The 22,005-nt window shown below is 57.5% G+C and carries 21 protein-coding genes, 1 tRNA gene and 2 rRNA genes; 15 read left to right on the top strand and 9 right to left on the bottom strand.

The features are described 5' to 3' along the window. Window positions 1-40 precede the first annotated feature (40 nt). The 6 genes from rng to csrD form a co-directional block, all read right to left on the bottom strand. Entirely contained in the window at window positions 41-1,510 is a 1,470-nt protein-coding gene (gene rng / locus C1Y43_RS10625; RefSeq protein ID WP_021508149.1) for a ribonuclease G, read from the bottom strand. Next, the gene (locus tag C1Y43_RS10620) at window positions 1,500-2,093 is read right to left on the bottom strand and encodes a nucleoside triphosphate pyrophosphatase (protein WP_021508150.1); all 594 of its coding nucleotides are present in this window, start codon (window positions 2,091-2,093) and stop codon (window positions 1,500-1,502) included. Before C1Y43_RS10620 ends, rng begins: the two co-directional genes overlap by 11 nt. An 8-nt stretch (window positions 2,094-2,101) precedes the next feature. Beyond that, the gene (gene mreD / locus C1Y43_RS10615; RefSeq protein ID WP_031279826.1) at window positions 2,102-2,590 is read right to left on the bottom strand and encodes a rod shape-determining protein MreD; all 489 of its coding nucleotides are present in this window, start codon (window positions 2,588-2,590) and stop codon (window positions 2,102-2,104) included. Continuing rightward, on the bottom strand, window positions 2,587-3,621 hold the full coding sequence (mreC, locus tag C1Y43_RS10610; RefSeq protein WP_021508152.1) for a rod shape-determining protein MreC: 1,035 nt from the start codon (window positions 3,619-3,621) through the stop codon (window positions 2,587-2,589). The genes mreD and mreC overlap by 4 nt, the downstream gene beginning before the upstream one ends. Before the next feature lie 268 nt (window positions 3,622-3,889). Continuing rightward, the gene (mreB, locus tag C1Y43_RS10605; protein WP_003855260.1) at window positions 3,890-4,933 is read right to left on the bottom strand and encodes a rod shape-determining protein MreB; all 1,044 of its coding nucleotides are present in this window, start codon (window positions 4,931-4,933) and stop codon (window positions 3,890-3,892) included. Between the two features lie 311 nt (window positions 4,934-5,244). Beyond that, entirely contained in the window at window positions 5,245-7,191 is a 1,947-nt protein-coding gene (gene csrD / locus C1Y43_RS10600; protein ID WP_058759881.1) for an RNase E specificity factor CsrD, read from the bottom strand. A gap of 306 nt (window positions 7,192-7,497) precedes the next feature. On the opposite strand from csrD, the gene msrP reads away from it, so the two are divergent. The 15 genes from msrP (at window position 7,498) to C1Y43_RS10525 (ending at window position 21,496) form a co-directional block, all read left to right on the top strand. Next, the gene (gene msrP, locus C1Y43_RS10595; RefSeq protein WP_021508154.1) at window positions 7,498-8,502 is read left to right on the top strand and encodes a protein-methionine-sulfoxide reductase catalytic subunit MsrP; all 1,005 of its coding nucleotides are present in this window, start codon (window positions 7,498-7,500) and stop codon (window positions 8,500-8,502) included. Beyond that, the gene (gene msrQ / locus C1Y43_RS10590) at window positions 8,503-9,105 is read left to right on the top strand and encodes a protein-methionine-sulfoxide reductase heme-binding subunit MsrQ (protein ID WP_021508155.1); all 603 of its coding nucleotides are present in this window, start codon (window positions 8,503-8,505) and stop codon (window positions 9,103-9,105) included. Between the two features lie 232 nt (window positions 9,106-9,337). Then, on the top strand, window positions 9,338-9,790 hold the full coding sequence (gene aroQ, locus C1Y43_RS10585) for a type II 3-dehydroquinate dehydratase (protein WP_021508156.1): 453 nt from the start codon (window positions 9,338-9,340) through the stop codon (window positions 9,788-9,790). Between the two features lie 21 nt (window positions 9,791-9,811). Beyond that, on the top strand, window positions 9,812-10,279 hold the full coding sequence (accB, locus tag C1Y43_RS10580) for an acetyl-CoA carboxylase biotin carboxyl carrier protein (protein ID WP_058759883.1): 468 nt from the start codon (window positions 9,812-9,814) through the stop codon (window positions 10,277-10,279). An 11-nt stretch (window positions 10,280-10,290) separates the two neighbouring features. Beyond that, window positions 10,291-11,640 (top strand): acetyl-CoA carboxylase biotin carboxylase subunit, encoded by a 1,350-nt coding sequence (accC, locus tag C1Y43_RS10575; protein ID WP_021508158.1) that lies wholly within the window; start codon window positions 10,291-10,293, stop codon window positions 11,638-11,640. Window positions 11,641-11,711: 71 nt separating this feature from the next. Then, window positions 11,712-11,954 (top strand): YhdT family protein, encoded by a 243-nt coding sequence (locus C1Y43_RS10570; protein ID WP_104188182.1) that lies wholly within the window; start codon window positions 11,712-11,714, stop codon window positions 11,952-11,954. Beyond that, complete coding sequence (gene panF / locus C1Y43_RS10565) at window positions 11,944-13,389, top strand: sodium/pantothenate symporter (RefSeq protein ID WP_104188180.1); 1,446 nt, start codon at window positions 11,944-11,946, stop codon at window positions 13,387-13,389. The genes C1Y43_RS10570 and panF overlap by 11 nt, the downstream gene beginning before the upstream one ends. Window positions 13,390-13,401: 12 nt before the next feature. After that, the gene (prmA, locus tag C1Y43_RS10560) at window positions 13,402-14,283 is read left to right on the top strand and encodes a 50S ribosomal protein L11 methyltransferase (protein ID WP_058759886.1); all 882 of its coding nucleotides are present in this window, start codon (window positions 13,402-13,404) and stop codon (window positions 14,281-14,283) included. Window positions 14,284-14,478: 195 nt separating this feature from the next. Beyond that, complete coding sequence (locus C1Y43_RS10555; RefSeq protein ID WP_031279827.1) at window positions 14,479-15,207, top strand: carbonic anhydrase; 729 nt, start codon at window positions 14,479-14,481, stop codon at window positions 15,205-15,207. A 308-nt stretch (window positions 15,208-15,515) separates the two neighbouring features. Next, complete coding sequence (gene dusB / locus C1Y43_RS10550) at window positions 15,516-16,481, top strand: tRNA dihydrouridine synthase DusB (RefSeq protein ID WP_040679767.1); 966 nt, start codon at window positions 15,516-15,518, stop codon at window positions 16,479-16,481. A gap of 24 nt (window positions 16,482-16,505) precedes the next feature. Next, on the top strand, window positions 16,506-16,802 hold the full coding sequence (gene fis, locus C1Y43_RS10545; RefSeq protein ID WP_003855228.1) for a DNA-binding transcriptional regulator Fis: 297 nt from the start codon (window positions 16,506-16,508) through the stop codon (window positions 16,800-16,802). A 537-nt stretch (window positions 16,803-17,339) separates the two neighbouring features. After that, a complete protein-coding gene (locus tag C1Y43_RS10540; protein ID WP_021508164.1) occupies window positions 17,340-18,365 on the top strand; it encodes an amino acid ABC transporter substrate-binding protein in 1,026 nt (341 codons plus the stop codon). A 66-nt stretch (window positions 18,366-18,431) separates the two neighbouring features. Continuing rightward, window positions 18,432-19,610: an amino acid ABC transporter permease gene (locus C1Y43_RS10535; RefSeq protein WP_021508165.1), complete on the top strand. Its 1,179-nt coding sequence runs from the start codon at window positions 18,432-18,434 to the stop codon at window positions 19,608-19,610. A 15-nt stretch (window positions 19,611-19,625) separates the two neighbouring features. Further along, entirely contained in the window at window positions 19,626-20,726 is a 1,101-nt protein-coding gene (locus C1Y43_RS10530; protein ID WP_058781108.1) for an amino acid ABC transporter permease, read from the top strand. Window positions 20,727-20,734: 8 nt separating this feature from the next. Then, window positions 20,735-21,496 (top strand): amino acid ABC transporter ATP-binding protein, encoded by a 762-nt coding sequence (locus tag C1Y43_RS10525; protein WP_058759889.1) that lies wholly within the window; start codon window positions 20,735-20,737, stop codon window positions 21,494-21,496. A 150-nt stretch (window positions 21,497-21,646) separates the two neighbouring features. On the opposite strand, the gene rrf (C1Y43_RS10520) is transcribed toward C1Y43_RS10525, so the two are convergent. The 3 genes from rrf (C1Y43_RS10520) to rrf (C1Y43_RS10510) form a co-directional block, all read right to left on the bottom strand. Then, window positions 21,647-21,762: ribosomal RNA gene (rrf, locus tag C1Y43_RS10520) — 5S ribosomal RNA — on the bottom strand. 32 nt (window positions 21,763-21,794) lie between these two features. Further along, window positions 21,795-21,870, bottom strand: a tRNA-Thr gene (locus tag C1Y43_RS10515). A gap of 14 nt (window positions 21,871-21,884) precedes the next feature. Further along, window positions 21,885-22,000 (bottom strand): 5S ribosomal RNA (gene rrf / locus C1Y43_RS10510). Between the last annotated feature and the right edge of the window lie 5 nt (window positions 22,001-22,005).

Genomic DNA, 22,005 nt, shown 5'->3' with positions numbered 1-22,005 from the left:
TCCTTGCTTTCCGTTGGGTTACGGCGTTCAACCTCACGACTTACATCATGACGACGTCAAACTGCTCCTGCGTGTAGAGCGGTTCAACCTGTACTTTGACCTGCTTGCCGACAAAAATTTCCACTTCGGCCAGCGCGTGCGACTCATCGCTTTTCAGCGCTTCACCCACTGCGGGCGACACGTACACCAGGAAGCTGTCGGAGTCGTAAGCGTGATGGACGCGGACGATTTCACGCATGATTTCATAGCACACGGTCTCCACCGTCTTCAGCGAACCGCGTCCCTGGCACACCGGGCAATCGGCACACAGCACGTGCTCAATGCTTTCGCGCGTGCGTTTGCGCGTCATCTCGACCAGCCCCAGCGCGGAGAAGCCGTTGATGCTGGTTTTGACGCGATCTTTGCTCAGCGCGCTCTCCAGCGAGTGCAGCACGCGCCGGCGATGATCGTCATTATTCATGTCGATAAAATCGATGATGATAATGCCGCCGAGATTACGCAGCCGCAGCTGGCGCGCAATCGCCTGCGTGGCTTCGATATTAGTATTAAAAATGGTTTCGTCGAGGTTGCGGTGGCCGACAAACGCACCGGTGTTAATGTCCACCGTGGTCATGGCTTCGGTCTGGTCGATAATCAGGTAACCGCCAGATTTCAGTTCCACCTTGCGCTCGAGCGAGCGCTGAATCTCGTTCTCCACGTCATAGAGATCGAAAATCGGCTGCTTGCCGTTGTACAGCTCCAGCTTGCTGGCCATCTCCGGAATATATTCGCTGGTAAATTCCACCAGCAGATCGCAGGTCAGGCGCGAATCGACGCGGATGCGATCCAGCGCTGCGCCGGCGAAATCGCGCAGCACGCGCTGCGCCAGCGCCAGCTCGCCGTAAAGCAGGCAGCGCGTCTGGTTGCGCTTCTTACGCTCGCTGACTTTGGTCCACAGGCGCTTTAAAAATGCCGCGTCCTGCGCCAGCTCTTCTGCGCCAATGCCTTCTGCGGCGGTACGAATAATAAAGCCGCCGAGATCGTCACAGTAAGCGGCAACCACCGCTTTCAGCCGCTCACGTTCGGCCTCGCTTTCAATGCGCTGTGAGACGCCCACGTGTGAAGCCCCCGGCATAAAGACCAGGTAGCGCGACGGCAGCGTGATATCGGTGGTGAGGCGTGCCCCTTTGGTGCCGAGCGGATCTTTCACCACCTGCACCATTAAATCCTGTCCCTGACGCACCAGCTCGGCGATATCGCGCACGATAAAGTTCTTCTTCTCATCACCCGCCACGCATTCGGTGTGCGGCATGATGTCCGAGGCGTGCAGAAAGGCCGCTTTGTCCATGCCGATATCGACAAACGCCGCCTGCATGCCCGGCAGTACCCGGCTGACGCGCCCTTTGTAGATATTGCCGACAATACCGCGCCGCGCTTCGCGCTCAATATGGATTTCCTGCAGAATGCCGCCGTCAATATAGGCAACACGGGTTTCAGAAGGTGTCACATTTACCAGCAGTTCAGCCGTCATCTTGTCCCCTTAACGCACGCAGCGACTGAAAATGGCTCAGCAGTTCGCTGGTTTCCACCAGCGGCAATCCCACTACGGCGTGATAACTTCCATTGATGCGGCGCACAAAGTTGCCGCCCAGGCCCTGAATACCGTACGCGCCGGCTTTATCCATCGGCTCGCCGCTGGCGATATAGTGCGAAATTTCCTCTGCCGTGATAGTGCGGAATGTCACGTCTGTGGTCACCAGGCAATCCAGTTCACCCTGCGCATCGGCCAGCGCCACGGCCGTCATGACCTGATGGGTTTGCCCGGCCAGTTTACCCAGCATCTGTGCGGCATGCGCCGCATCGCGCGGTTTCTCCAGCACTTCGCCATTCAGCACCACGATGGTGTCAGCGCCCAGCACCGGCAGATCCTGCGGTGCTATCCGCACGCCGGCCCGCGCCTTATCGCTGGCCAGACGCCGCACATAAGACTCCGCCGCCTCACCCGGCTGACGCTGCTCTTCAACATCGGTAATCAGGCGCTCAAACTGCAGGCCAAGCTGCGTTAACAGCTCGCGCCGACGCGGTGAGCCGGAAGCCAGGTAGAGGGTTATCATTGTATTCCTTATTGCACAGCAAACTGACGGCGAATCTTTCTCATCAGTAAGAATAGCCAGGGCCACAGGATACCGTCGACCACGCTACTCCAGAAGATTTCCGGGCGGAAGGAGACGTTGATGACCAGAAATTCTGCCCAGAAAACAATCACATCAACCGCCAGCGACAGCACCATAACCATTAATGCCTGCTGCCACAACGCCAGATTACGGAATAGCTGAAATTTAAAGGCCACCAGATAGGCGATAATGCTGAACGCCAGCGCACGCACGCCCAGCGTTGAGCCGGCGACCAGATCCATAATGGCGCCGAGGAAAAAGCCGGTGCCCACATTGACCCGGTGCGGCAGCGCCAGCACCCAGTAGATCAGGATCAGCAATAGCCACGATGGCCGGAACATGTAAATCTGATCCGGCCACGGCATGATTTGCAGGATAAGCGCAACAAGGAAGGACAGCCAGATCACCCAACGCCCCTGGCTGCGATATCGACTCAAGGCTGGCCTCCGCGCGAGTTCGCCGGATTACCCTGCGAACGGCTGCTGGCGGCGGGCTGTGGCGGCCCCATCTGCTGATTTTGCTGCATCATGGCGGGTGCCGGCGGCCCCATTTCGCCCGCGGGCGGCAGCACCTGCGGCATCATCTGCATCAGGCGCTCGTTGGCCACGCGATGCACTTCATCCGGTGCCATCGGCATGTCGCCGTTCTTATCCGCACCCCACAGCAGCAGCAGGTAGCGCAGACGCTGCAGACCGGCGGTCGGACGCGCCTGAATCACGGTATAGGCACGCTGCGTATCCACTTTCACTGACGACACCACGCCGACCGGATAGCCTTCCGGGAAGCGTCCGCCCAGGCCTGACGTCACCAGCACATCACCGACGCGAATATCCGTATTGCCCGGCAGATGCTCCAGCTGCAGATCTTCGCTGCAGCCGTTACCGGCGGCGATGACGCGAATATCGTTACGCAGCACCTGAATCGGCAGGGCGTGCGAGGCATCACAAATCAGCAGCACGCGGCTGGTCATCTGCCCTACCGCCACCACCTGGCCGACCACGCCTTTATCGCTGATCACCGGCTGGCCTTCATACACGCCGTTGACGCTGCCTTTATCGATGATCACCTGATCGGTGTAAGGATCGGTGCCGGTGGAGATCACCTGGGTCACCATTTTGTGCTCATCCTGACGCAGCGGCGAGCCGAGCAGCTCGCGCAGACGCGCGTTTTCCTGCTTGTATTGCCCCAGCATCAGCAGGTCACTGTTTTTCAGGAAGAGCTCACGGCGCAGCGCTTTGTTTTCCAGCTCCAGCTGCTGGCGCGAGGCCAGCGTTTCGGAAACGCCGTCAAGAAGCTGTCGTGGCCCGTTGGCCAGGAAGTAAAATGGACTGACCGACGTGTCCAGGTAGTTGCGGATCTGGGAGAACGTGCTGATCCGGCTATCGGCGACAATAATCGCGATAGCCACAATCACGGCCAGAAACAGGCGCAACTGCAGGGAAGGTCCCCTGCTAAAAATCGGCTTCATAAATTCTGCGAATTCCTCGACATCAGGGAAGAAGCGTGAGTGTCTGCACTCACGCCTCCAGGGCTGGACGCTATACGCCGTCGTGCGCAGCGTCGCCAGTTACCCCGCATCCTGCAAACCGCAGTGACGACGTTGTGCCGCTGCTGCCCGGTGCCTGCTGCTGAGGCTGCCGTGCGGCATGCGATGGCCATCGTCCTGCCGTTGTGCTGATTTTGGGTATCGTCGCTATTCCCTGCGCAATTTGACCACGGTCTCAGCCGGAGAGGAATTACTCCTCGCTGAACAAATCGCCGCCATGCATGTCGATCATTTCCAGTGCTTTACCGCCGCCGCGCGCTACGCAGGTCAGCGGATCTTCTGCGACCACCACCGGAATACCGGTCTCTTCCATCAGCAGACGATCCAGGTTACGCAGCAGCGCGCCGCCACCGGTCAGCACCATACCGCGCTCGGAGATGTCAGACGCCAGCTCCGGCGGGCACTGCTCCAGCGCGACCATCACGGCACTGACGATACCGGTCAGTGGCTCCTGCAGCGCTTCCAGGATTTCATTCGAGTTCAGCGTAAAGCCACGCGGCACGCCCTCAGCCAGGTTACGGCCGCGCACTTCGATCTCGCGCACTTCGTCACCCGGATAAGCAGAACCGATCTCATGCTTGATACGCTCAGCGGTGGCTTCACCAATCAGCGAGCCGTAATTACGGCGCACGTAGTTAATGATAGCTTCATCGAAGCGATCGCCACCAATACGCACAGAAGAAGAGTAAACCACGCCGTTCAGGGAGATAACCGCGACTTCGGTCGTACCGCCACCGATATCCACCACCATCGAGCCGGTCGCTTCTGACACTGGCAGACCCGCGCCGATTGCCGCGGCCATGGGTTCTTCAATCAGGAACACTTCACGGGCACCGGCGCCCTGCGCCGATTCGCGGATGGCACGACGTTCAACCTGGGTTGCACCGACCGGCACGCACACCAGCACGCGTGGGCTGGGGCGCATAAAGCTGTTGCTGTGCACTTGCTTGATGAAGTGCTGGAGCATTTTTTCAGTCACGAAGAAGTCGGCGATAACGCCATCTTTCATCGGACGGATAGCTGCGATGTTACCCGGCGTACGGCCAAGCATCTGCTTTGCATCATGACCAACAGCCGCTACGCTCTTTGGGGAGCCGGCGCGATCCTGACGAATGGCAACCACAGAAGGCTCGTTCAGCACGATGCCTTGTCCTTTTACGTAAATCAGGGTATTCGCGGTACCCAGGTCAATGGACAAGTCATTGGAAAACATGCCACGAAATTTTTTAAACATACTAAGGGATAATCCTGCAAGCTGGGGGCGGAAAATAAAATCCGCCTACTTTACCAACCACGCGAAGCCGCTACAAGGCGCAAAAACGTTCTGCTTCGGTGAAAAACCAGGCTGAATAATTTTTCGCGGCGGTGCTGCCGTCCGACACCGGCGTTAAACGGCGCTAAGCTGCCGCTCTAAACGCAAATTCACCCGCCGGTCGCGGGTGAATTCCGACATAAAATCTAACATTTCCCGCCGCCGATCGCGCCGGCTGCGCACGGCATAAAGGCGAAAAATAGCCGCCTGCTGCCGTATCTGTGGCTGACGCGCTAAATCCGGTAACGTTGCGAGTGTTTCTTCACATTACTGTTCACCGGCAGCGAAGGGGCAAAAAAGTCGCCCTGGCCGCCCGCGACGCCCAGCCCGGCCAGCGTTTGCCACTCCGCGCGCGTGCGTACACCGGCGGCAAAGACTTTGGTGGGCGTGGATTTACACACTTCCAGCAAACTTTGCACGAACAGCTGATTTTCTGTACGGCGCTCAATGTTGCGAATCAGGCCCGGATCGAGCTTGATCAGCTCAATCGGGAACTGCTTGATGTAAGCGCTACTCACCACCGTTAATCCGGCCTGATCTACCGCAATCCGACAGCCAAACGCGGTCAGCATGCGGAAAACCGGCACTAAACGATTGATGTGTTGACAAACATCCGCCTCAGCAAGTTCAAATAAAAATCGTTTTCTTTGCGATTTACTGCACTGCAGCAGCAATTTTTGCAGCCAGCGCTGGAACGGCCGTTGCAGCAGCGAATCGATATTCACCGGCAGCGCCAGCGTTTCATCCGGCCAGACCTCCGACAGCGCCGCAATACGCATGACCAGCTGGCGATCCCAGCTGTCGGCCATGCCAAGCTGCAGCACCAGCGGCATGAACTCTGCCGACACCACCTCTTTATCGCCGTCGAACACGCGCGCCAGCATTTCACGGTGATGCACTTTGCCGTCCAGCAGCACCGCCGGTTTCTGGTACAGACGCGGGCCGCCGCGGTTCACGGTGTTTTCCAGCAGGGTGCGCCAGCGCACGCTGCCGCGCCCCATCTCCAGCGTATTGCCCTCGCCCACCGACCAGTTGTTGCCGCCCTGCAGCGCCGCCCGGCGCGTGGCCAGTTCGACATTCTCCATCACCTGCGACACCGACTCGCCGCTGCGCCAGGCGCTGATGCCAATGTGGATCAGGTCATCGCGATCCACCATGCGCATCGGCGGCAATGAATCCACCGCGTTGATCAGCTGGTCGGCAATGCTGTTGGCCTCTTTCAAAGTGCGGTGCGGCAGCAGTACGGCAAAGTCGCTGCGGAAATAGCGCGCCAGCAGCGCACCCGGATAGCGCAGCACGAAAGTGGAGAGCATGTTCACCAGGTCGAACAGGTATTCATCGACCAGCGTCGGCCCGAGGGTTTCATGCAGGGTGTCGAGGTCCGGCAGCCGCACCATCATCACCACACCGTGCGTACCAACGTCTTCCTGGTCTTCCAGCAACGTGGCCAGCTGGTTATCGAAAAACAGGCGATTATTCAGGCCGGTACGCGAATCCTGCGCGGCAAAGGTGCGGATTAAGGTGTCGATACGCAGACGCTGCTCACCGGCTTCCTGTAAATCCCCCAGCAGCAGATCGATAGCGCGGCTGGCTTTCGGCGGCCATTCGGCGATGGTATCGCTGCGTGGCGCGCGCTCGCCAGCCAGAATGCGCTCCGCGCGCGCCTCCAGCCGCTCCATATGCTGCCAGCGGCGGTTAAGCCAGCGGTGCGTCATCACCAGCAGCGCCGACATGATCGCCACCACCGTCAGCAGGATAATCAGCGTGTAGGCACCGGTGAACGAGCGGAACCAGGTTTTGGCGGGATCGAGCACCACCACGCGCAGCGCCATGCCCGGCGCGTGCACCAGCGGCACATCCAGTTGAATGAAACGGTTGGGCTCGTCTTCCAGCATCGGATTTTCATGACGCGCGAGGCGGAACAGCACGGTATCATCGTGATGCAGTTCCAGCTGTTCGGCATTGATGACGGGCATCAGGCGCGTCAGCCACTGCGTCAGTTCCTGCGGTGACTGGCTGGCCAGCGCTTTATCGACTTCCGTCGCCAGCGTCTGCACGCGGTTCTCTACGCGCTGCTGCGACAGCCAGATAAAACTAAAAGCGCAGCCTACCAGCATCAGTAACATCGCCAGTAAGCTTAATAAGGTAATAAACGCAGAAAACTTGGTTGTTAATCGCATCCCTGTGCCTGTATCACTGCGGTTTATGAACGCCAGCCCACGGTTCGCGCCAGCCGCGCTGGTGCAAACCTGAGCAAATTATCACAATTACCGATCCAAATCAGCGCCCGCCCGGCGCCGGGTTTCGCCACCCTGCGGCGCGAGTATAACGTCAAAGTGTGAAGCGCTGGCTTCCGGGGCGGCTTTTTCGTCCTATTCTCAACAGAACGCACCGGCCAGGAAATTTCACATTTTGCCAGCGAAAGTGGCGCGCCGGGCAGCGTTTGATCATGCTAGCTGCAGTTAATCGATTTGCCGGAGAACGCCATGAAGCGCACGCACATCCTTACCGAAGCCGATGTTACGCCGGAAAGCATTTTTAATCTGCGCCGCCGCCAGGTGTTGAAAGCGCTGGGGCTAGGCGCTGCCGCGGCCAGTCTGCCCGGCGGCGCACAGGCCGATGTGCTGAGCTGGTTTAAGGGCAATGACAGGCCGCCGGCGCCTGCCGGACGCGATCTGCAGTTCAGTAAACCGGCCCAGTGGCAGGCGGACCTGCCGCTGACGCCGTTTGATAAAGTCGCTGGCTACAACAACTTCTACGAATTTGGTCTCGACAAAGCCGATCCTGCCGCCAATGCCGGCACGCTGAAAACTGACCCGTGGCAATTGCGCATTGAGGGCGAAGTGGCGAAGCCGATGACGCTGGATATGGACGACATCTTCAAACGTTTCGCCATGGAGCAGCGTATCTATCGCATGCGCTGCGTTGAAGCCTGGTCGATGGTGATTCCCTGGGTAGGCTTTGAACTCAACAAGCTGCTGAAGCTGGCTGAACCCACCAGCAATGCCCGCTATGTCGCCTTCCAGACGCTATACGCGCCCGATCAGATGCCGGGACAAAAGGACCGCTTTATCGGCGGCGGGCTGGATTATCCCTATGTTGAAGGCTTGCGGCTGGACGAAGCGATGCATCCGCTGACGCTGCTCAGCACCGGCGTTTACGGCAAAGCGCTGCCGCCGCAAAACGGCGCGCCGATTCGCCTGACGGTGCCGTGGAAATATGGCTTCAAAGGGATTAAGTCGATCGTCAAAATTACCCTGACGCACGATCGTCCGCCCACCACCTGGAGCCAGATCGCCGCTAACGAGTATGGCTTCTACGCTAACGTGAATCCGCACGTCAACCACCCGCGCTGGTCTCAGGCGACTGAGCGCTTTATCGGTGCGGGCGGCATTCTCAAGGTGGAACGCCAGCCGACGCTGCTGTTCAACGGTTATGCTAAAGAGGTGGCCTCGCTGTATCGCGGTCTCGATTTACGGGAGAACTACTGAGTGCGCCTGACATTACGCCACGTTACGCTGCTGAAAGTGGTGCTGCATCTGGCGGCGTTTCTGCCGCTGGTGTACCTGTTTCTGGCGGCAAATCAGGGCTGGCTGAGCGCCGATCCGGCGAAAGATATCCAGCATTTTACCGGCCGCATGGCGCTGAAGCTGCTGCTGGCGACGCTGCTGGTGAGCCCGCTGACGCGTTATCTGAAGCAGCCGCTGCTGATTCGTACCCGCCGGCTGCTCGGCCTGTGGTGCTTTGCCTGGGCCTGTCTGCATCTCACCAGCTACTATCTGCTGGAACTGGGCTACGATCATCTGCGATTACTCGGCAGTGAGATTGTCTCGCGCCCCTATTTGTTACTGGGCATGATCAGCTGGATTATTCTGTTTGCTCTCGCCATCACCTCTTTTCAGCGCGCCCAGCGCAAACTGGGACGCCGCTGGCAAACGCTGCACAACGGCATCTATCTGGTCGCGATCCTCGCGCCTGTCCACTATCTTTGGTCTGTGAAAGTGCTGTCACCGCAGCCGTGGATTTATGCACTACTGGCGCTGGCGCTGTTAGGCTGGCGTTACAATAAGTTGCGTAAACTTCTGCGCCGATAATCCCCGCAAGGTTGTTTTCCTGCTGCGAGATCTGTTAAAAGGTGTGGCCTTCGGGCCTCGCCGGATCAACTTCGCAGATAAGACCAGTATTTTGCTGCGAATTGCCTCGAAACGGATATAATGCCCGGCTTTATTGCAAGCGAAGTCTTCTTTTTCACTCTGAAGAGTGACAAATGAAGGATGTCGCGGTATTTTACGCGATGCCTCACTGATTGCAGGAGATAGCCGCAAGATGGCGCATAAATTTCACATACTGCTGTTAAACGGACCCAACCTGAACCTGTTGGGAACGCGCGAGCCTGACAAGTATGGTCACACTACGCTGGCGCAGATTGTCAGCGATCTGACGCAACAGGCCGACCAGCACCATGTGAAATTGAGTCATTTGCAATCGAATGCGGAATACCAGCTGATTGATCGTATTCACGAAGCCCGCGGCAACGTCGATTACATCATCATCAACCCGGCTGCGTTTACGCACACCAGCGTTGCCCTGCGCGATGCGCTGTTGGCGGTTAGCATTCCTTTTATTGAGGTGCATCTCTCAAATGTGCATGCACGCGAACCGTTCCGACATCACTCCTATCTTTCCGATGTATCTGCCGGCGTCATCTGTGGACTGGGCGCCGACGGCTACTCGTGGGCTTTACAAACGGCCGTAAAACGCCTGTCACATTCCAATTAAACAGAGTACGGAACCACACTCATGGATATTCGTAAAATTAAGAAACTGATCGAACTGGTTGAAGAGTCCGGCATCGCTGAGCTGGAAATCTCTGAAGGCGAAGAGTCGGTTCGCATCAGCCGTTCACCTGCCAATGTCGGTTACCCTATGATGCAGCAGGCTTATGCTGTTCCGGCTCCACAGCCTGCGCTGGCTGCTGCGGTTGCACCTGCTGCTGCGCCTGTCGCTGCAGAAGCGGCTAAACCTGAAGTCAGCGGCCACATCGTGCGTTCGCCGATGGTCGGTACCTTCTATCGCACCCCAAGCCCGGACGCCAAAGCGTTTGTGGAAGTGGGTCAGAAAGTGAACGCTGGCGACACCCTGTGCATCGTTGAAGCGATGAAAATGATGAACCAGATCGAAGCCGATAAATCCGGCGTTGTGAAGGCGATCCTGGTGGAAAGCGGCCAGCCGGTTGAATTCGACGAGCCGCTGGTCGTCATCGAATAACGAGGCGAAGCATGCTGGATAAAATTGTCATTGCTAACCGTGGTGAGATTGCGCTGCGCATTCTGCGTGCCTGTAAAGAACTGGGCATCAAGACTGTGGCGGTGCACTCCACGGCAGACCGCGATCTGAAGCACGTGCTGCTGGCGGACGAAACCGTCTGCATCGGCCCGGCGCAGTCGGTCAAAAGTTATCTTAATATCCCGGCGCTGATCTCCGCCGCCGAAATCACCGGCGCGGTTGCGATCCACCCGGGCTACGGCTTCCTTTCTGAGAACGCCGATTTCGCCGAGCAGGTTGAGCGCTCTGGCTTTATCTTCATCGGTCCGAAAGCCGACACCATTCGCCTGATGGGCGACAAAGTGTCAGCGATCAACGCGATGAAAAAAGCCGGCGTACCGACCGTACCAGGCTCTGACGGTTCGCTGACCGACGACATGGAGAAAAACCGTGCCATCGCTAAGCGCATCGGCTATCCGGTGATCATCAAAGCCTCTGGCGGCGGCGGCGGTCGTGGTATGCGCGTTGTGCGCAGCGACAAGGATCTTGAGCAGTCCATCAACATGACGAAAGCGGAAGCCAAAGCGGCTTTCAACAACGACATGGTGTACATGGAGAAATTCCTCGAGAATCCACGCCACATCGAGATTCAGGTTCTGGCCGATGGTCAGGGCAACGCCATCTATCTGGCCGAACGTGACTGCTCCATGCAGCGCCGCCACCAGAAAGTGGTCGAAGAAGCACCAGCACCCGGCATCACGCCGGAACTGCGTCGCTACATCGGCGAGCGCTGCTCTAACGCCTGCGTGGAGATCGGCTATCGCGGTGCCGGTACGTTCGAGTTCCTGTATGAAAACGGTGAGTTCTACTTCATCGAGATGAACACCCGTATTCAGGTGGAACATCCGGTCACCGAGATGATCACCGGCGTCGACCTGATTAAAGAGCAGCTGCGTATTGCTGCCGGTCAGCCGCTGTCCATCAAACAGGAAGATGTGGTGGTGCGCGGTCATGCGGTCGAGTGCCGTATCAACGCCGAAGACCCGAACACCTTCCTGCCGAGCCCGGGCAAGATCACTCGTTTCCACGCGCCAGGCGGTTTTGGCGTGCGCTGGGAATCGCACATCTATGCCGGCTACAGCGTGCCGCCGTATTACGACTCAATGATTGGTAAGCTGATTACCTACGGCGAAAACCGTGACGTGGCTATCGCGCGCATGAAAAATGCGCTGGCGGAACTGATCATCGACGGCATCAAGACTAACGTCGATCTGCAGATGCGCATCATGACCGACGAAAACTTCCAGCAGGGTGGTACTAACATCCACTATCTGGAGAAAAAACTCGGCCTGCACGAGAAGTAAGCGCAGCGCAGAGCAATGCAGAGGCCGGTTAAACCGGCCTTTTTCATTTTTGTTGCCTTTGAGGTTGCATGATGGATGGGCGTTTTTTGCAAGCTAACAAAGAGGCGCGCTGGTCACTGTACCTGACGCTGGCGTACCTCGCCGTCTGGGGCGCGTCCGCCTGGCTCGGCGGCACGCAAAGCGGTATCACCGGCTTACCGCGCTGGTTTGAGTTCTCCTGCGTGTTCGCCCCGCTGCTGTTCATCGGCCTGTGCTGGCTGATGGTACGCGTGGTGTTCCGCGACATGTCTCTGGAGGACCACGATGGAAACTGAAATCATTCTGCCGCTGCTGGCCTATCTGGTGGTGATCGCCGGGCTGTCGGTGTTCGCCATGCGCAAGCAGCGTCAGGGCAACTTCCTCACCGAATATTTCCTCGGCAGTCGCTCGATGGGTGGCTTTGTGCTGGCGATGACCATCACCACCACCTACATCAGCGCCAGTTCATTTATTGGCGGACCCGGTGCGGCGTATAAATACGGCCTGGGCTGGGTGCTGCTGGCGATGATTCAGGTGCCGGCGGTCTGGCTGTCGCTCGGCGTGCTGGGCAAAAAATTCGCGATTCTGGCGCGACGCTACAACGCCGTGACGCTCAACGACATGCTGTATGGCCGCTATCGCAGCCCGCTGCTCATCTGGCTGGCCAGCATCAGCCTGCTGGTGGCGTTTATTGGTGCCATGACGGTGCAGTTCATCGGCGGCGCGCGCCTGCTGGAAACCGCTGCCGGCATTCCTTATGACACGGGCCTGCTGATTTTTGGCGGCACTATCGCGCTGTACACCGCGTTTGGCGGCTTCCGCGCCAGCGTGCTCAACGATGCCATGCAAGGGCTGGTGATGCTGATTGGCACCTTCCTGCTGCTGTTTGCCGTCATCCATCAGGCAGGCGGACTGGAAACGGCGGTCACCAAACTGCGCAGTATCGATCCGCAGCTGGTGTCACCGGAAGGCGTCGGCAACGTCATCAATCCGACCTTCCTCAGCTCGTTTGCCGTGCTGGTGTGCTTTGGCGTGATTGGGCTGCCGCATACCGCCGTGCGCTGCATCTCCTACAAAGACAGCAAAGCGATGCATCGCGGTATCATCCTCGGCACTATCGTGGTGGTGATACTGATGCTCGGCATGCATCTGGCCGGCGCACTCGGCCGCGCGGTGCTGCCGGATCTGGCGATTCCGGATCGCGTGATCCCGACGCTGATGATCACCGTGCTGCCACCGATGGCGGCTGGCGTGTTCCTCGCGGCGCCAATGGCGGCGATCATGTCGACGATTAACGCGCAGCTGCTGCAATCGTCCGCTACGCTGATCAAAGATCTTTACCTGCGTATCGCGCCGCAGCACAGCGAGAACGAGGCGCGTCTGCGGCTGCTCTCCGGCACCATCACCTTTGTGCTCGGTCTGCTGCTGCTGCTGGCGGCCTGGAATCCGCCAGATATGATTATCTGGCTCAACCTGCTGGCGTTCGGTGGCCTTGAAGCGGTCTTTCTGTGGCCGCTGGTGCTGGGACTGTACTGGGAGCGCGCCAATGCGGCGGGCGCCATCAGTGGCATGGTGGTGGGGGCCGGATGCTATACGCTGCTTGCCAGCCTGAAAATCGAACTGTGGGGCTTTCACCCTATCGTGCCATCGTTGACATTAAGCCTGCTGGCCTTCCTGGTGGGTAATCTGTTCGGCAGCGCGCCTGATGCTCGCGATGCTGCCCTGGAATAAAAGAGAAACGCTATGCCATGGATTCAAATCAAAATTAACAGCACCGGCGAGCACGCCGAAACCCTCAGCGACGCGCTGATGGACGCCGGTGCGGTGTCGGTCACCTTTCAGGACACGCACGACAACCCGGTGTATGAGCCGCTGCCAGGTGAAACCCGCCTGTGGGGCGATACCGATGTGACTGGCCTGTTCGACGCGGAAACCGCCATGGACGACGTAGTGGCCGAACTGAGCCAGCATCCGCTGCTGGGATCGGGTTTCCGCCATAAGATCGAACAGATCGAGGATAAAGACTGGGAGCGCGAATGGATGGATAACTTCCATCCGATGCGCTTCGGTGAACGCCTGTGGATCTGCCCCAGCTGGCGCGACGTGCCGGATCCGGATGCGGTCAACGTGATGCTTGATCCCGGTCTGGCCTTTGGTACCGGCACCCATCCCACCACGTCGCTGTGTCTGAGCTGGCTGGATGGTCTCGATCTGCAGGGCAAAACGGTGATCGATTTTGGCTGTGGCTCCGGCATTCTGGCCATCGCCGCGCTGAAACTCGGTGCAGCCCAGGCGATCGGCATTGATATCGATCCGCAGGCGATCCAGGCCAGCCGCGATAATGCGGAGCGCAACGGCGTGGCCGACCGCCTGTCGCTGTATCTGCCGCACCAGCAGCCGGAAAACCTGCAGGCGGATGTGGTTGTCGCCAATATCCTCGCCGGTCCGCTGCGTGAACTGGCGCCGCTGATTAGCGTGCTGCCGAAAGCCGGCGGCCATCTCGGTCTGTCCGGCGTGCTGGCCAGCCAGGCGGAAAGCGTGTGTGAAGCCTATGCGGAGCGCTTTGCGCTGGACGCCGTGGCGGAAAAAGAGGAGTGGTGCCGCATCACTGGCGTGCGCCGCTAACCGACGAATGGGCCAGCAACTGCTGGCCCGATTTCCCCCGCCTGAGACCTGTCTCAAATCCCCGCCAGCCCCGTTTTCCTGCCGTTTCTTTACATTGAAATCAGTAGACTGCTGCACCAGGCGATAGCGCTATCCCTGTTAACCGTGCCGTGCGCGGCACATAACATTGATATATCGCTTAGTGAATAAATGATGATGAAAAGCAAACACACACTGATCGCTCTGCTGCTGGCAGCAGCGCCTTTTGCTCACGTTCAGGCTGCCGCCTGGGATTATGCTCAGCCACAGCAGTGGGGCGACCTGTCCCCTGATTTTCACGTCTGCAAGCAGGGCGTGAATCAGTCGCCGATTGATATTCGCCAGGCGCTGCATGCCAGTCTGCCGGCGCTGACGCTGGAACTGCAGGCGCGCCAGGCCGCCATTGTTAACAACGGGCACACCGTGCAGATCAACCTGCAGCAGGGTGATACGCTGACGCTGGACGGCGAGACCTTCACGCTGAAGCAGTTCCACTTCCATACCCCGAGCGAAAACCTGATCGACGGCAAACGCTATCCGCTTGAGGGCCACTTTGTATTCAGTGACGAGCAACAGCAGCTGGCGGTAATCGGGGTAATGTTCGAAGCCGGTGCGGCAAATCCGGTGTTGACGACGCTGCTGGATACGCTGCCGGCGCAGGTCAATCAGCCGGCCACGCTGCAGCAGGATGTCGATATTACGCCACTGCTGCCCGCCGATCGCCGTTACTACCGCTTCAGCGGTTCACTCACCACGCCACCGTGCAGTGAAGGCGTGCGCTGGCTGGTGATGAAGCAACCGGTAACGGCTTCCGCACAGCAGCTGCAGGCCTTCAGCGCGGTGCTGGGTGAACACGGTAACAGCCGCCCGGTGCAGCCGCTCAATGGCCGGCTGGTGGTTGAGTAACGAAATACTCACTAAACGTAAATAAACCGTTCACTTTTCAATCAAATCACCGCCATTTCTCTTGCCGATTCGCGGAAGTGGCGGTTTTTATGTTGTGATTCAGCGCATATTTTTGGAAAAACTTTTGCTCACAATTTCAGCGTATTTTTGTAATACACTGAATTTAAACAAGTAATGACGAATACCCCGCTGCTAAGCCCCATTTCCCTGATCTTAAACGGCGAATTGTTCAAAGTTTGGCCTTTCATCTTCCGGAAAAAATGCGTAATATACGCCGCCTTGCGAACAGTTAGGGTCACTTCTTTTTCATGCGCATTGGACATCACCAGCTACGTAATCGACTCATCGCTGCGCCTATGGCCGGAGTATCCGACAAGCCATTTCGCACCCTGTGTTATGACAACGGCGCCGGTATGACTGTCTCCGAGATGCTGTCATCGAACCCGGAAGTCTGGGCCAGTGACAAATCGCGTTTGCGTATGGTGCATAGTGACGAGCCCGGTATTCGCGCCGTGCAAATTGCGGGTTGCGATCCCGATGAGATGGCTGCCGCCGCGCGCATTAATGTTGCGTCCGGTGCACAGGTTATCGACATCAACATGGGCTGCCCGGCTAAAAAAGTGAATCGTAAGATGGCAGGTTCAGCGCTGCTGCAGCATCCGCAGCTGGTGGAGTCAATCCTCCGTGCGGTGGTGAACGCAGTCGATGTACCGGTTACGCTGAAGATTCGCACCGGCTGGGACAAAGAAAATCGTAATTGTGTAGAGATTGCCCAATTGGCTGAACGCTGTGGTATTCAGGCCCTGACCATTCATGGCCGCACGCGCGCCTGTTTGTTTGAAGGGCAAGCTGAATACGACAGCATTCGGACAGTTAAGCAGAGCGTCGCTATTCCGATTATCGCGAATGGTGACATTACTGACCCGCACAAAGCCAGGGCAGTGCTCGACTACACCGGAGCCGATGCTCTGATGGTGGGACGCGCTGCTCAGGGAAGACCGTGGATCTTCCGGGAAATCCAGCATTATCTGGACACAGGGGAGCTGCTGGCACCGAAGCCGCTGGCTGAAGTGAAGCATATGCTGATTGGACACATACGGGAGCTGCACGACTTTTACGGTCAGCGCAAGGGATACCGTATTGCCCGAAAACACGTTTCCTGGTATTTGCAGGAAAGTGCCCCTGACGACCAGTTTCGGCGCACATTCAACGCCATAGAGGATGCCAGCGAACAGCTGGAGGCGTTGGAGGCATACTTCGAAAATCTTGCGTAAACGAAATAAAGAGCTGAAAGAACTATGTTCGAACAACGCGTAAATTCTGACGTACTGACCGTTTCTACCGTTAACTCACAGGATCAGGTGACGCAAAAGCCTCTGCGTGATTCGGTTAAACAGGCACTGAAGAACTATTTTGCTCAACTGAACGGTCAGGATGTAAGTGACCTGTATGAGCTGGTACTGGCTGAAGTCGAGCAGCCTCTGTTGGACATGGTGATGCAGTATACCCGTGGCAACCAGACCCGCGCTGCCCTGATGATGGGCATCAACCGCGGTACGCTGCGTAAGAAGCTGAAAAAATACGGCATGAACTAAGCGTTCTGGTTCCTTGCTGCGATAACGCCAGCCTTTCGGCTGGCGTTTTTGTTGCTGCTGTTTGTGCGTTAACACCGCGTGAAACGATTATCGTCAAAATGGTAACGATAGTTGCAATCGCCGGCGTGATAGCTCATCTCTCTCAGGGCCGCTGCCCTGCCCTGTTTTTGCGCAGAAAAAATCCTCCTGATCGCCCCTCAGCCCGCTTTGTTTGTGATCCTGAACCGCTTCAGCGGTAATTCCACTTTGCCGTACACCTGTTCATGAGCGTTAGCTCACACTGCTTCCATATAGTGAAACTTTTTGCACTATTTGTGATCGTGGCGACTCGTCATGCTGCCTTTTGGTGCGCGATAGTAGCGACAACTTTCCGGATACGTCCGTTTATTAAAAGATCTTTCCAGTGAATTCAGGATTCTGCAAACCTGGCATCAGCTTTGCAGTGTCGTGGATGGCTAAACGCCACAGAAAGAAATAAGCGCACAGTAAAGTGCGCGCAAACATAACAACACACGATCTCGCCACACAGGATGCTTTATGAAAAAGATGATGCTTTCCACCCTGATTGCTGCCGCCTCGCTGTTCGCCATGACCCAGCAGGCGCACGCAGGCACCACGCTGGACGCCATTAAGAAGAAAGGGTTTATACAGTGCGGTATCAGCGATGGTCTGCCAGGGTTCTCCTACGCTGACGCCAGCGGCAAATTCACCGGTATCGATGTTGACGTGTGCCGCGCCGCTGCTGCTGCGGTCTTCGGCGATGCCAGCAAAGTAAAATACACCCCGCTGACCGCTAAAGAACGCTTCACTGCGCTGCAGTCAGGCGAGGTGGATATCCTGTCGCGTAACACCACCTGGACCTCATCACGTGATGGCGGCATGGGCTTCCTGTTCGCCGGCGTAAACTATTATGACGGCATCGGCTTCCTGACCCATAAGAAAGCCGGTCTGAAAAGTGCCAAAGAGCTGGATGGTGCCACCGTGTGTATCCAGGCCGGTACCGATACCGAGCTGAACGTGGCCGACTACTTTAAAGCTAACAAAATGCAGTACACGCCGGTCACCTTCGACCGCTCTGATGAGTCCGCTAAAGCGCTGGATAGCGGCCGCTGCGATACCCTCTCTTCTGACCAGTCACAGCTGTATGCGCTGCGCATCAAGCTGGGCAAGCCGGATGACTTTATCGTACTGCCAGAAGTGATTTCGAAAGAGCCGCTGGGCCCGGTCGTGCGTCGCGGTGATGATGACTGGTTCACCATCGTGAAATGGTCGCTGTTCGCCATGCTGAATGCGGAAGAGATGGGCATCAGCTCGAAGAACGTTGATGAGATGGCGGCGAAGCCAACCACGCCAGATATGGCACACCTGCTGGGCGCAGAGGGTGATTTCGGTAAAGACCTGAAGCTCGACAACAAGTGGGCGTACAACATCATCAAGCAGGTTGGCAACTATCAGGAAGTGTTCGATCGTAACGTTGGTAAAGACAGCGCGCTGAAAATTGCACGTGGCCAGAATGCGCTCTGGAACCAGGGCGGCATCCAGTACGCTCCACCAGTGCGTTAATTGTCTCCTGCCAGTCGGGCACCGCATCCTGCGGTGCCCACGCGTATTCTTCACTGAGGTTTTAACATGTCGCAACGCCCAACCGTGAAAAGGGATTTTTCGTTCGGTAATCCTACGGTTCGCGCCTGGCTTTACCAGATTGTCGCGATTGTGGCGGTGTTTGCTGTGGTGGGTTATCTGATCCACAACACGGTGATCAACCTTGCCAATCGCGGTATCACCTCCGGCTTTGGCTTTCTTGAGCGCAACGCCGGTTTCGGCATCGTCCAGCATCTGATCGATTACAGCGAAGGCGATACCTACGCGCGCGTGTTTATGGTCGGGTTAACCAACACCCTGCTGGTCTCCGCGCTCTGTATTGTCTTCGCCTCCATCCTCGGCTTCGCCATCGGTCTGGCGCGCCTGTCGGATAACTGGCTGCTGCGCAAGCTGTCGACCATTTATATCGAGACGTTCCGTAATATCCCGCCGCTGCTGCAAATCTTCTTCTGGTACTTTGCCGTGCTGCGCAATCTGCCGGGCCCGCGTCAGGCGCTGAACGCGTTCGATCTGGCTTTTGTCAGCAACCGCGGTTTGTATATACCGTGGCCGGAGTATGCACCCGGCACCTGGCCATTCCTGATCGCGCTGGCGATTGCCATCGCCGCCAGCGCCGCGCTGTTCCGCTTCAACCGCAAGCATCAGCTGAAAACCGGTCAGCTGCGCCGCACCTGGCCCGCTGCGGCCGGTTTAATTGTGCTGCTGCCGCTGATCGCCCATACGCTATTTGGTGCCGCCACGCACTGGGATGTGCCCGAGCTGCGCGGTTTCAACTTCCGCGGTGGCTTTGCCATGATTCCGGAACTGGCAGCGCTGACGCTGGCACTGTCGATCTACACCTCTTCCTTTATTGCTGAGGTGATTCGCGCCGGGATTCAGTCAGTACCGCATGGTCAGAGCGAAGCGGCACGTTCGCTCGGGCTGCCCAACCCGGTTACGCTGCGTCAGGTGATCATTCCGCAGGCGATGCGCGTGATTATCCCGCCGCTCACCAGCCAGTACCTTAACATCGTAAAAAACTCCTCGCTGGCGGCCGCGATCGGCTATCCGGATATGGTGTCGCTGTTTGCCGGCACCGTACTGAATCAGACCGGCCAGGCAATTGAAACCATTGCCATCACCATGGCGGTTTATCTGATTATCAGTCTGCTCATTTCGCTGCTGATGAACCTCTATAACCGCAAAATTGCGCTGGTTGAGCGTTAAGAGAACGGAACCATTATGTCTGTGACCACACACGAAACGCCGCCGGTGTCGGGCAATCCACTGGGTAAAGCCTGGCTCTGGGCGCGTAAAAACCTGTTCTCCAGCTGGCTGAATACGCTGCTCACGTTACTCAGCCTGTGGATTATCTGGAGCGTTATCCCGCCGGCGCTGAACTGGTTGATCTTCCAGGCTAACTGGATTGGCGAAACCCGTGCGGACTGTACGAAAGCGGGCGCCTGCTGGGTCTTTATCCACGCGCGCTTTGGCCAGTTCATGTACGGGCTCTATCCGCATGAGCTGCGCTGGCGCATCAATCTGGCGCTGGTGATTGGCCTGCTGTCGATTGTGCCGATGTTTATCAAATCCATGCCGCGCCGCGGCCGCTATATCGCCTGCTGGGCGGTGCTCTATCCGGTCGTCGTCTGGCTGCTGCTGTATGGCGGCTATTTCGGGCTGGACCGAGTGGAAACGCGCCAGTGGGGCGGCCTGACGCTGACGCTGATTATCGCATCTGTCGGCATTGCCGGGGCGCTGCCGCTCGGCATTCTGCTGGCGCTGGGCCGTCGCTCTAAAATGCCGGTGGTGCGCACCCTGTCAGTGATTTTCATTGAGTTCTGGCGTGGCGTACCGCTGATTACCGTGCTGTTCATGTCTTCAGTGATGCTGCCGCTGTTTATGGCGGAAGGCACCACGATAGACAAACTGGTGCGTGCGCTGGTTGGCGTGATCCTGTTCCAGTCGGCGTATGTCGCCGAAGTGGTACGTGGCGGGCTGCAGGCCCTGCCTAAAGGCCAGTACGAAGCGGCAGAGTCGCTGGCGCTCGGCTACTGGAAAACCCAGGCGCTGGTGATTTTACCGCAGGCGCTCAAGCTGACCATTCCCGGTCTGGTGAACACCATCATCGCGCTGTTTAAAGATACCAGCCTGGTGATCATCATCGGCCTGTTCGATCTGTTCAGTAGCGTGCAGCAGGCAACCGTCGACCCTACATGGCTGGGTATGTCGACCGAAGGCTATGTCTTCGCTGCACTGGTTTACTGGATTTTCTGTTTTAGCATGTCGCGCTATAGCCAGTATCTGGAGAAGCGCTTCCACACCGGGCGTAAATCGCACTGAGGTTTTACATGACACAAACAATGACAACGGCGGCTAACGCCATGATGATTACGCTCGAAAACGTGAACAAATGGTACGGTCAATTCCACGTGCTGAAAGATATCAACCTGCAGGTGAAACCGCGCGAGCGTATCGTGCTGTGCGGCCCTTCGGGTTCCGGTAAATCCACCACCATTCGCTGCATCAACCATCTGGAAGAGCATCAGCAGGGACGGATTGTCGTAGACGGCATCCACCTGAATGATGACGTACGCAATATTGAACGCGTGCGCACTGAAGTCGGCATGGTTTTTCAGCACTTCAATCTTTTCCCGCATCTGACCGTCCTGCAGAACTGCACGCTGGCACCGATGTGGGTACGCAAGATGCCAAAGAAAGAGGCCGAAGAGCTGGCGATGCACTATCTGCAGCGCGTGCGCATTGCTGAGCATGCCCATAAGTTTCCCGGGCAGCTCTCTGGCGGACAGCAGCAGCGCGTGGCCATTGCCCGTTCGCTGTGTATGAAACCGAAGATTATGTTATTCGATGAGCCCACCTCCGCGCTCGATCCTGAGATGGTTAAAGAGGTGCTGGATACCATGATCGGTCTGGCGGAAGACGGGATGACGATGCTGTGTGTGACGCATGAGATGGGCTTTGCGCGTACGGTTGCCGATCGGGTGATCTTCATGGATCGCGGTGAAATCGTGGAGATGGCGCCGCCGGAGGAGTTCTTTGCAAATCCGAAATCCGAGCGGACCCGGGCGTTTCTGTCGCAGGTTATCCACTAAGCGAACACAATTCGCCGCATCATTCAGCCCTTGCCAGCATGGCAGGGGCTTTTTTATGTCTGTGGATTTTATTGAGCGTTTTATTGAGATTAAGGTCATCGCGGAAAACAAAAAAGCCCTGAACAGATGTTCAGGGCTTTCGTGTTTGATGCCTGGCAGTTCCCTACTCTCGCATGGGGAGCCCCCACACTACCATCGGCGCTACGGCGTTTCACTTCTGAGTTCGGCATGGGGTCAGGTGGGACCACCGCGCTGTTGCCGCCAGGCAAATTCTTTTAAACCGAACTCATGCCATAACTGGTGCTGATACCCAGAGTCGAACTGGGGACCTCACCCTTACCAAGGGTGCGCTCTACCAACTGAGCCATATCAGCACACTAAATTTGATGCCTGGCAGTTCCCTACTCTCGCATGGGGAGGCCCCACACTACCATCGGCGCTACGGCGTTTCACTTCTGAGTTCGGCATGGGGTCAGGTGGGACCACCGCGCTGTTGCCGCCAGGCAAAT

This window comes from Pantoea sp. ICBG 828, from assembly GCF_002928355.1.
Classification (GTDB): Bacteria; Pseudomonadota; Gammaproteobacteria; order Enterobacterales; family Enterobacteriaceae; genus Pantoea; species Pantoea dispersa.
Note: the sequence above shows the minus strand (reverse complement) of the source record. Positions and strands in the feature narration are given on the sequence as shown.

What these genes read in the sequence shown, in the direction of transcription:
- rng (WP_021508149.1), bottom strand. Translation starts at nt 1,510, where the DNA reads ATGACGGCTGAACTGCTGGTAAATGTGACACCTTCTGAAACCCGTGTT.
- C1Y43_RS10620 (WP_021508150.1), bottom strand. Translation starts at nt 2,093, where the DNA reads ATGATAACCCTCTACCTGGCTTCCGGCTCACCGCGTCGGCGCGAGCTG.
- mreC (WP_021508152.1), bottom strand. Translation starts at nt 3,621, where the DNA reads ATGAAGCCGATTTTTAGCAGGGGACCTTCCCTGCAGTTGCGCCTGTTT.
- mreB (WP_003855260.1), bottom strand. Translation starts at nt 4,933, where the DNA reads ATGTTTAAAAAATTTCGTGGCATGTTTTCCAATGACTTGTCCATTGAC.
- csrD (WP_058759881.1), bottom strand. Translation starts at nt 7,191, where the DNA reads ATGCGATTAACAACCAAGTTTTCTGCGTTTATTACCTTATTAAGCTTA.
- msrP (WP_021508154.1), top strand. Translation starts at nt 7,498, where the DNA reads ATGAAGCGCACGCACATCCTTACCGAAGCCGATGTTACGCCGGAAAGC.
- aroQ (WP_021508156.1), top strand. Translation starts at nt 9,338, where the DNA reads ATGGCGCATAAATTTCACATACTGCTGTTAAACGGACCCAACCTGAAC.
- accB (WP_058759883.1), top strand. Translation starts at nt 9,812, where the DNA reads ATGGATATTCGTAAAATTAAGAAACTGATCGAACTGGTTGAAGAGTCC.
- accC (WP_021508158.1), top strand. Translation starts at nt 10,291, where the DNA reads ATGCTGGATAAAATTGTCATTGCTAACCGTGGTGAGATTGCGCTGCGC.
- C1Y43_RS10570 (WP_104188182.1), top strand. Translation starts at nt 11,712, where the DNA reads ATGGATGGGCGTTTTTTGCAAGCTAACAAAGAGGCGCGCTGGTCACTG.
- panF (WP_104188180.1), top strand. Translation starts at nt 11,944, where the DNA reads ATGGAAACTGAAATCATTCTGCCGCTGCTGGCCTATCTGGTGGTGATC.
- prmA (WP_058759886.1), top strand. Translation starts at nt 13,402, where the DNA reads ATGCCATGGATTCAAATCAAAATTAACAGCACCGGCGAGCACGCCGAA.
- C1Y43_RS10555 (WP_031279827.1), top strand. Translation starts at nt 14,479, where the DNA reads ATGAAAAGCAAACACACACTGATCGCTCTGCTGCTGGCAGCAGCGCCT.
- dusB (WP_040679767.1), top strand. Translation starts at nt 15,516, where the DNA reads ATGCGCATTGGACATCACCAGCTACGTAATCGACTCATCGCTGCGCCT.
- fis (WP_003855228.1), top strand. Translation starts at nt 16,506, where the DNA reads ATGTTCGAACAACGCGTAAATTCTGACGTACTGACCGTTTCTACCGTT.
- C1Y43_RS10540 (WP_021508164.1), top strand. Translation starts at nt 17,340, where the DNA reads ATGAAAAAGATGATGCTTTCCACCCTGATTGCTGCCGCCTCGCTGTTC.
- C1Y43_RS10535 (WP_021508165.1), top strand. Translation starts at nt 18,432, where the DNA reads ATGTCGCAACGCCCAACCGTGAAAAGGGATTTTTCGTTCGGTAATCCT.
- C1Y43_RS10530 (WP_058781108.1), top strand. Translation starts at nt 19,626, where the DNA reads ATGTCTGTGACCACACACGAAACGCCGCCGGTGTCGGGCAATCCACTG.
- C1Y43_RS10525 (WP_058759889.1), top strand. Translation starts at nt 20,735, where the DNA reads ATGACACAAACAATGACAACGGCGGCTAACGCCATGATGATTACGCTC.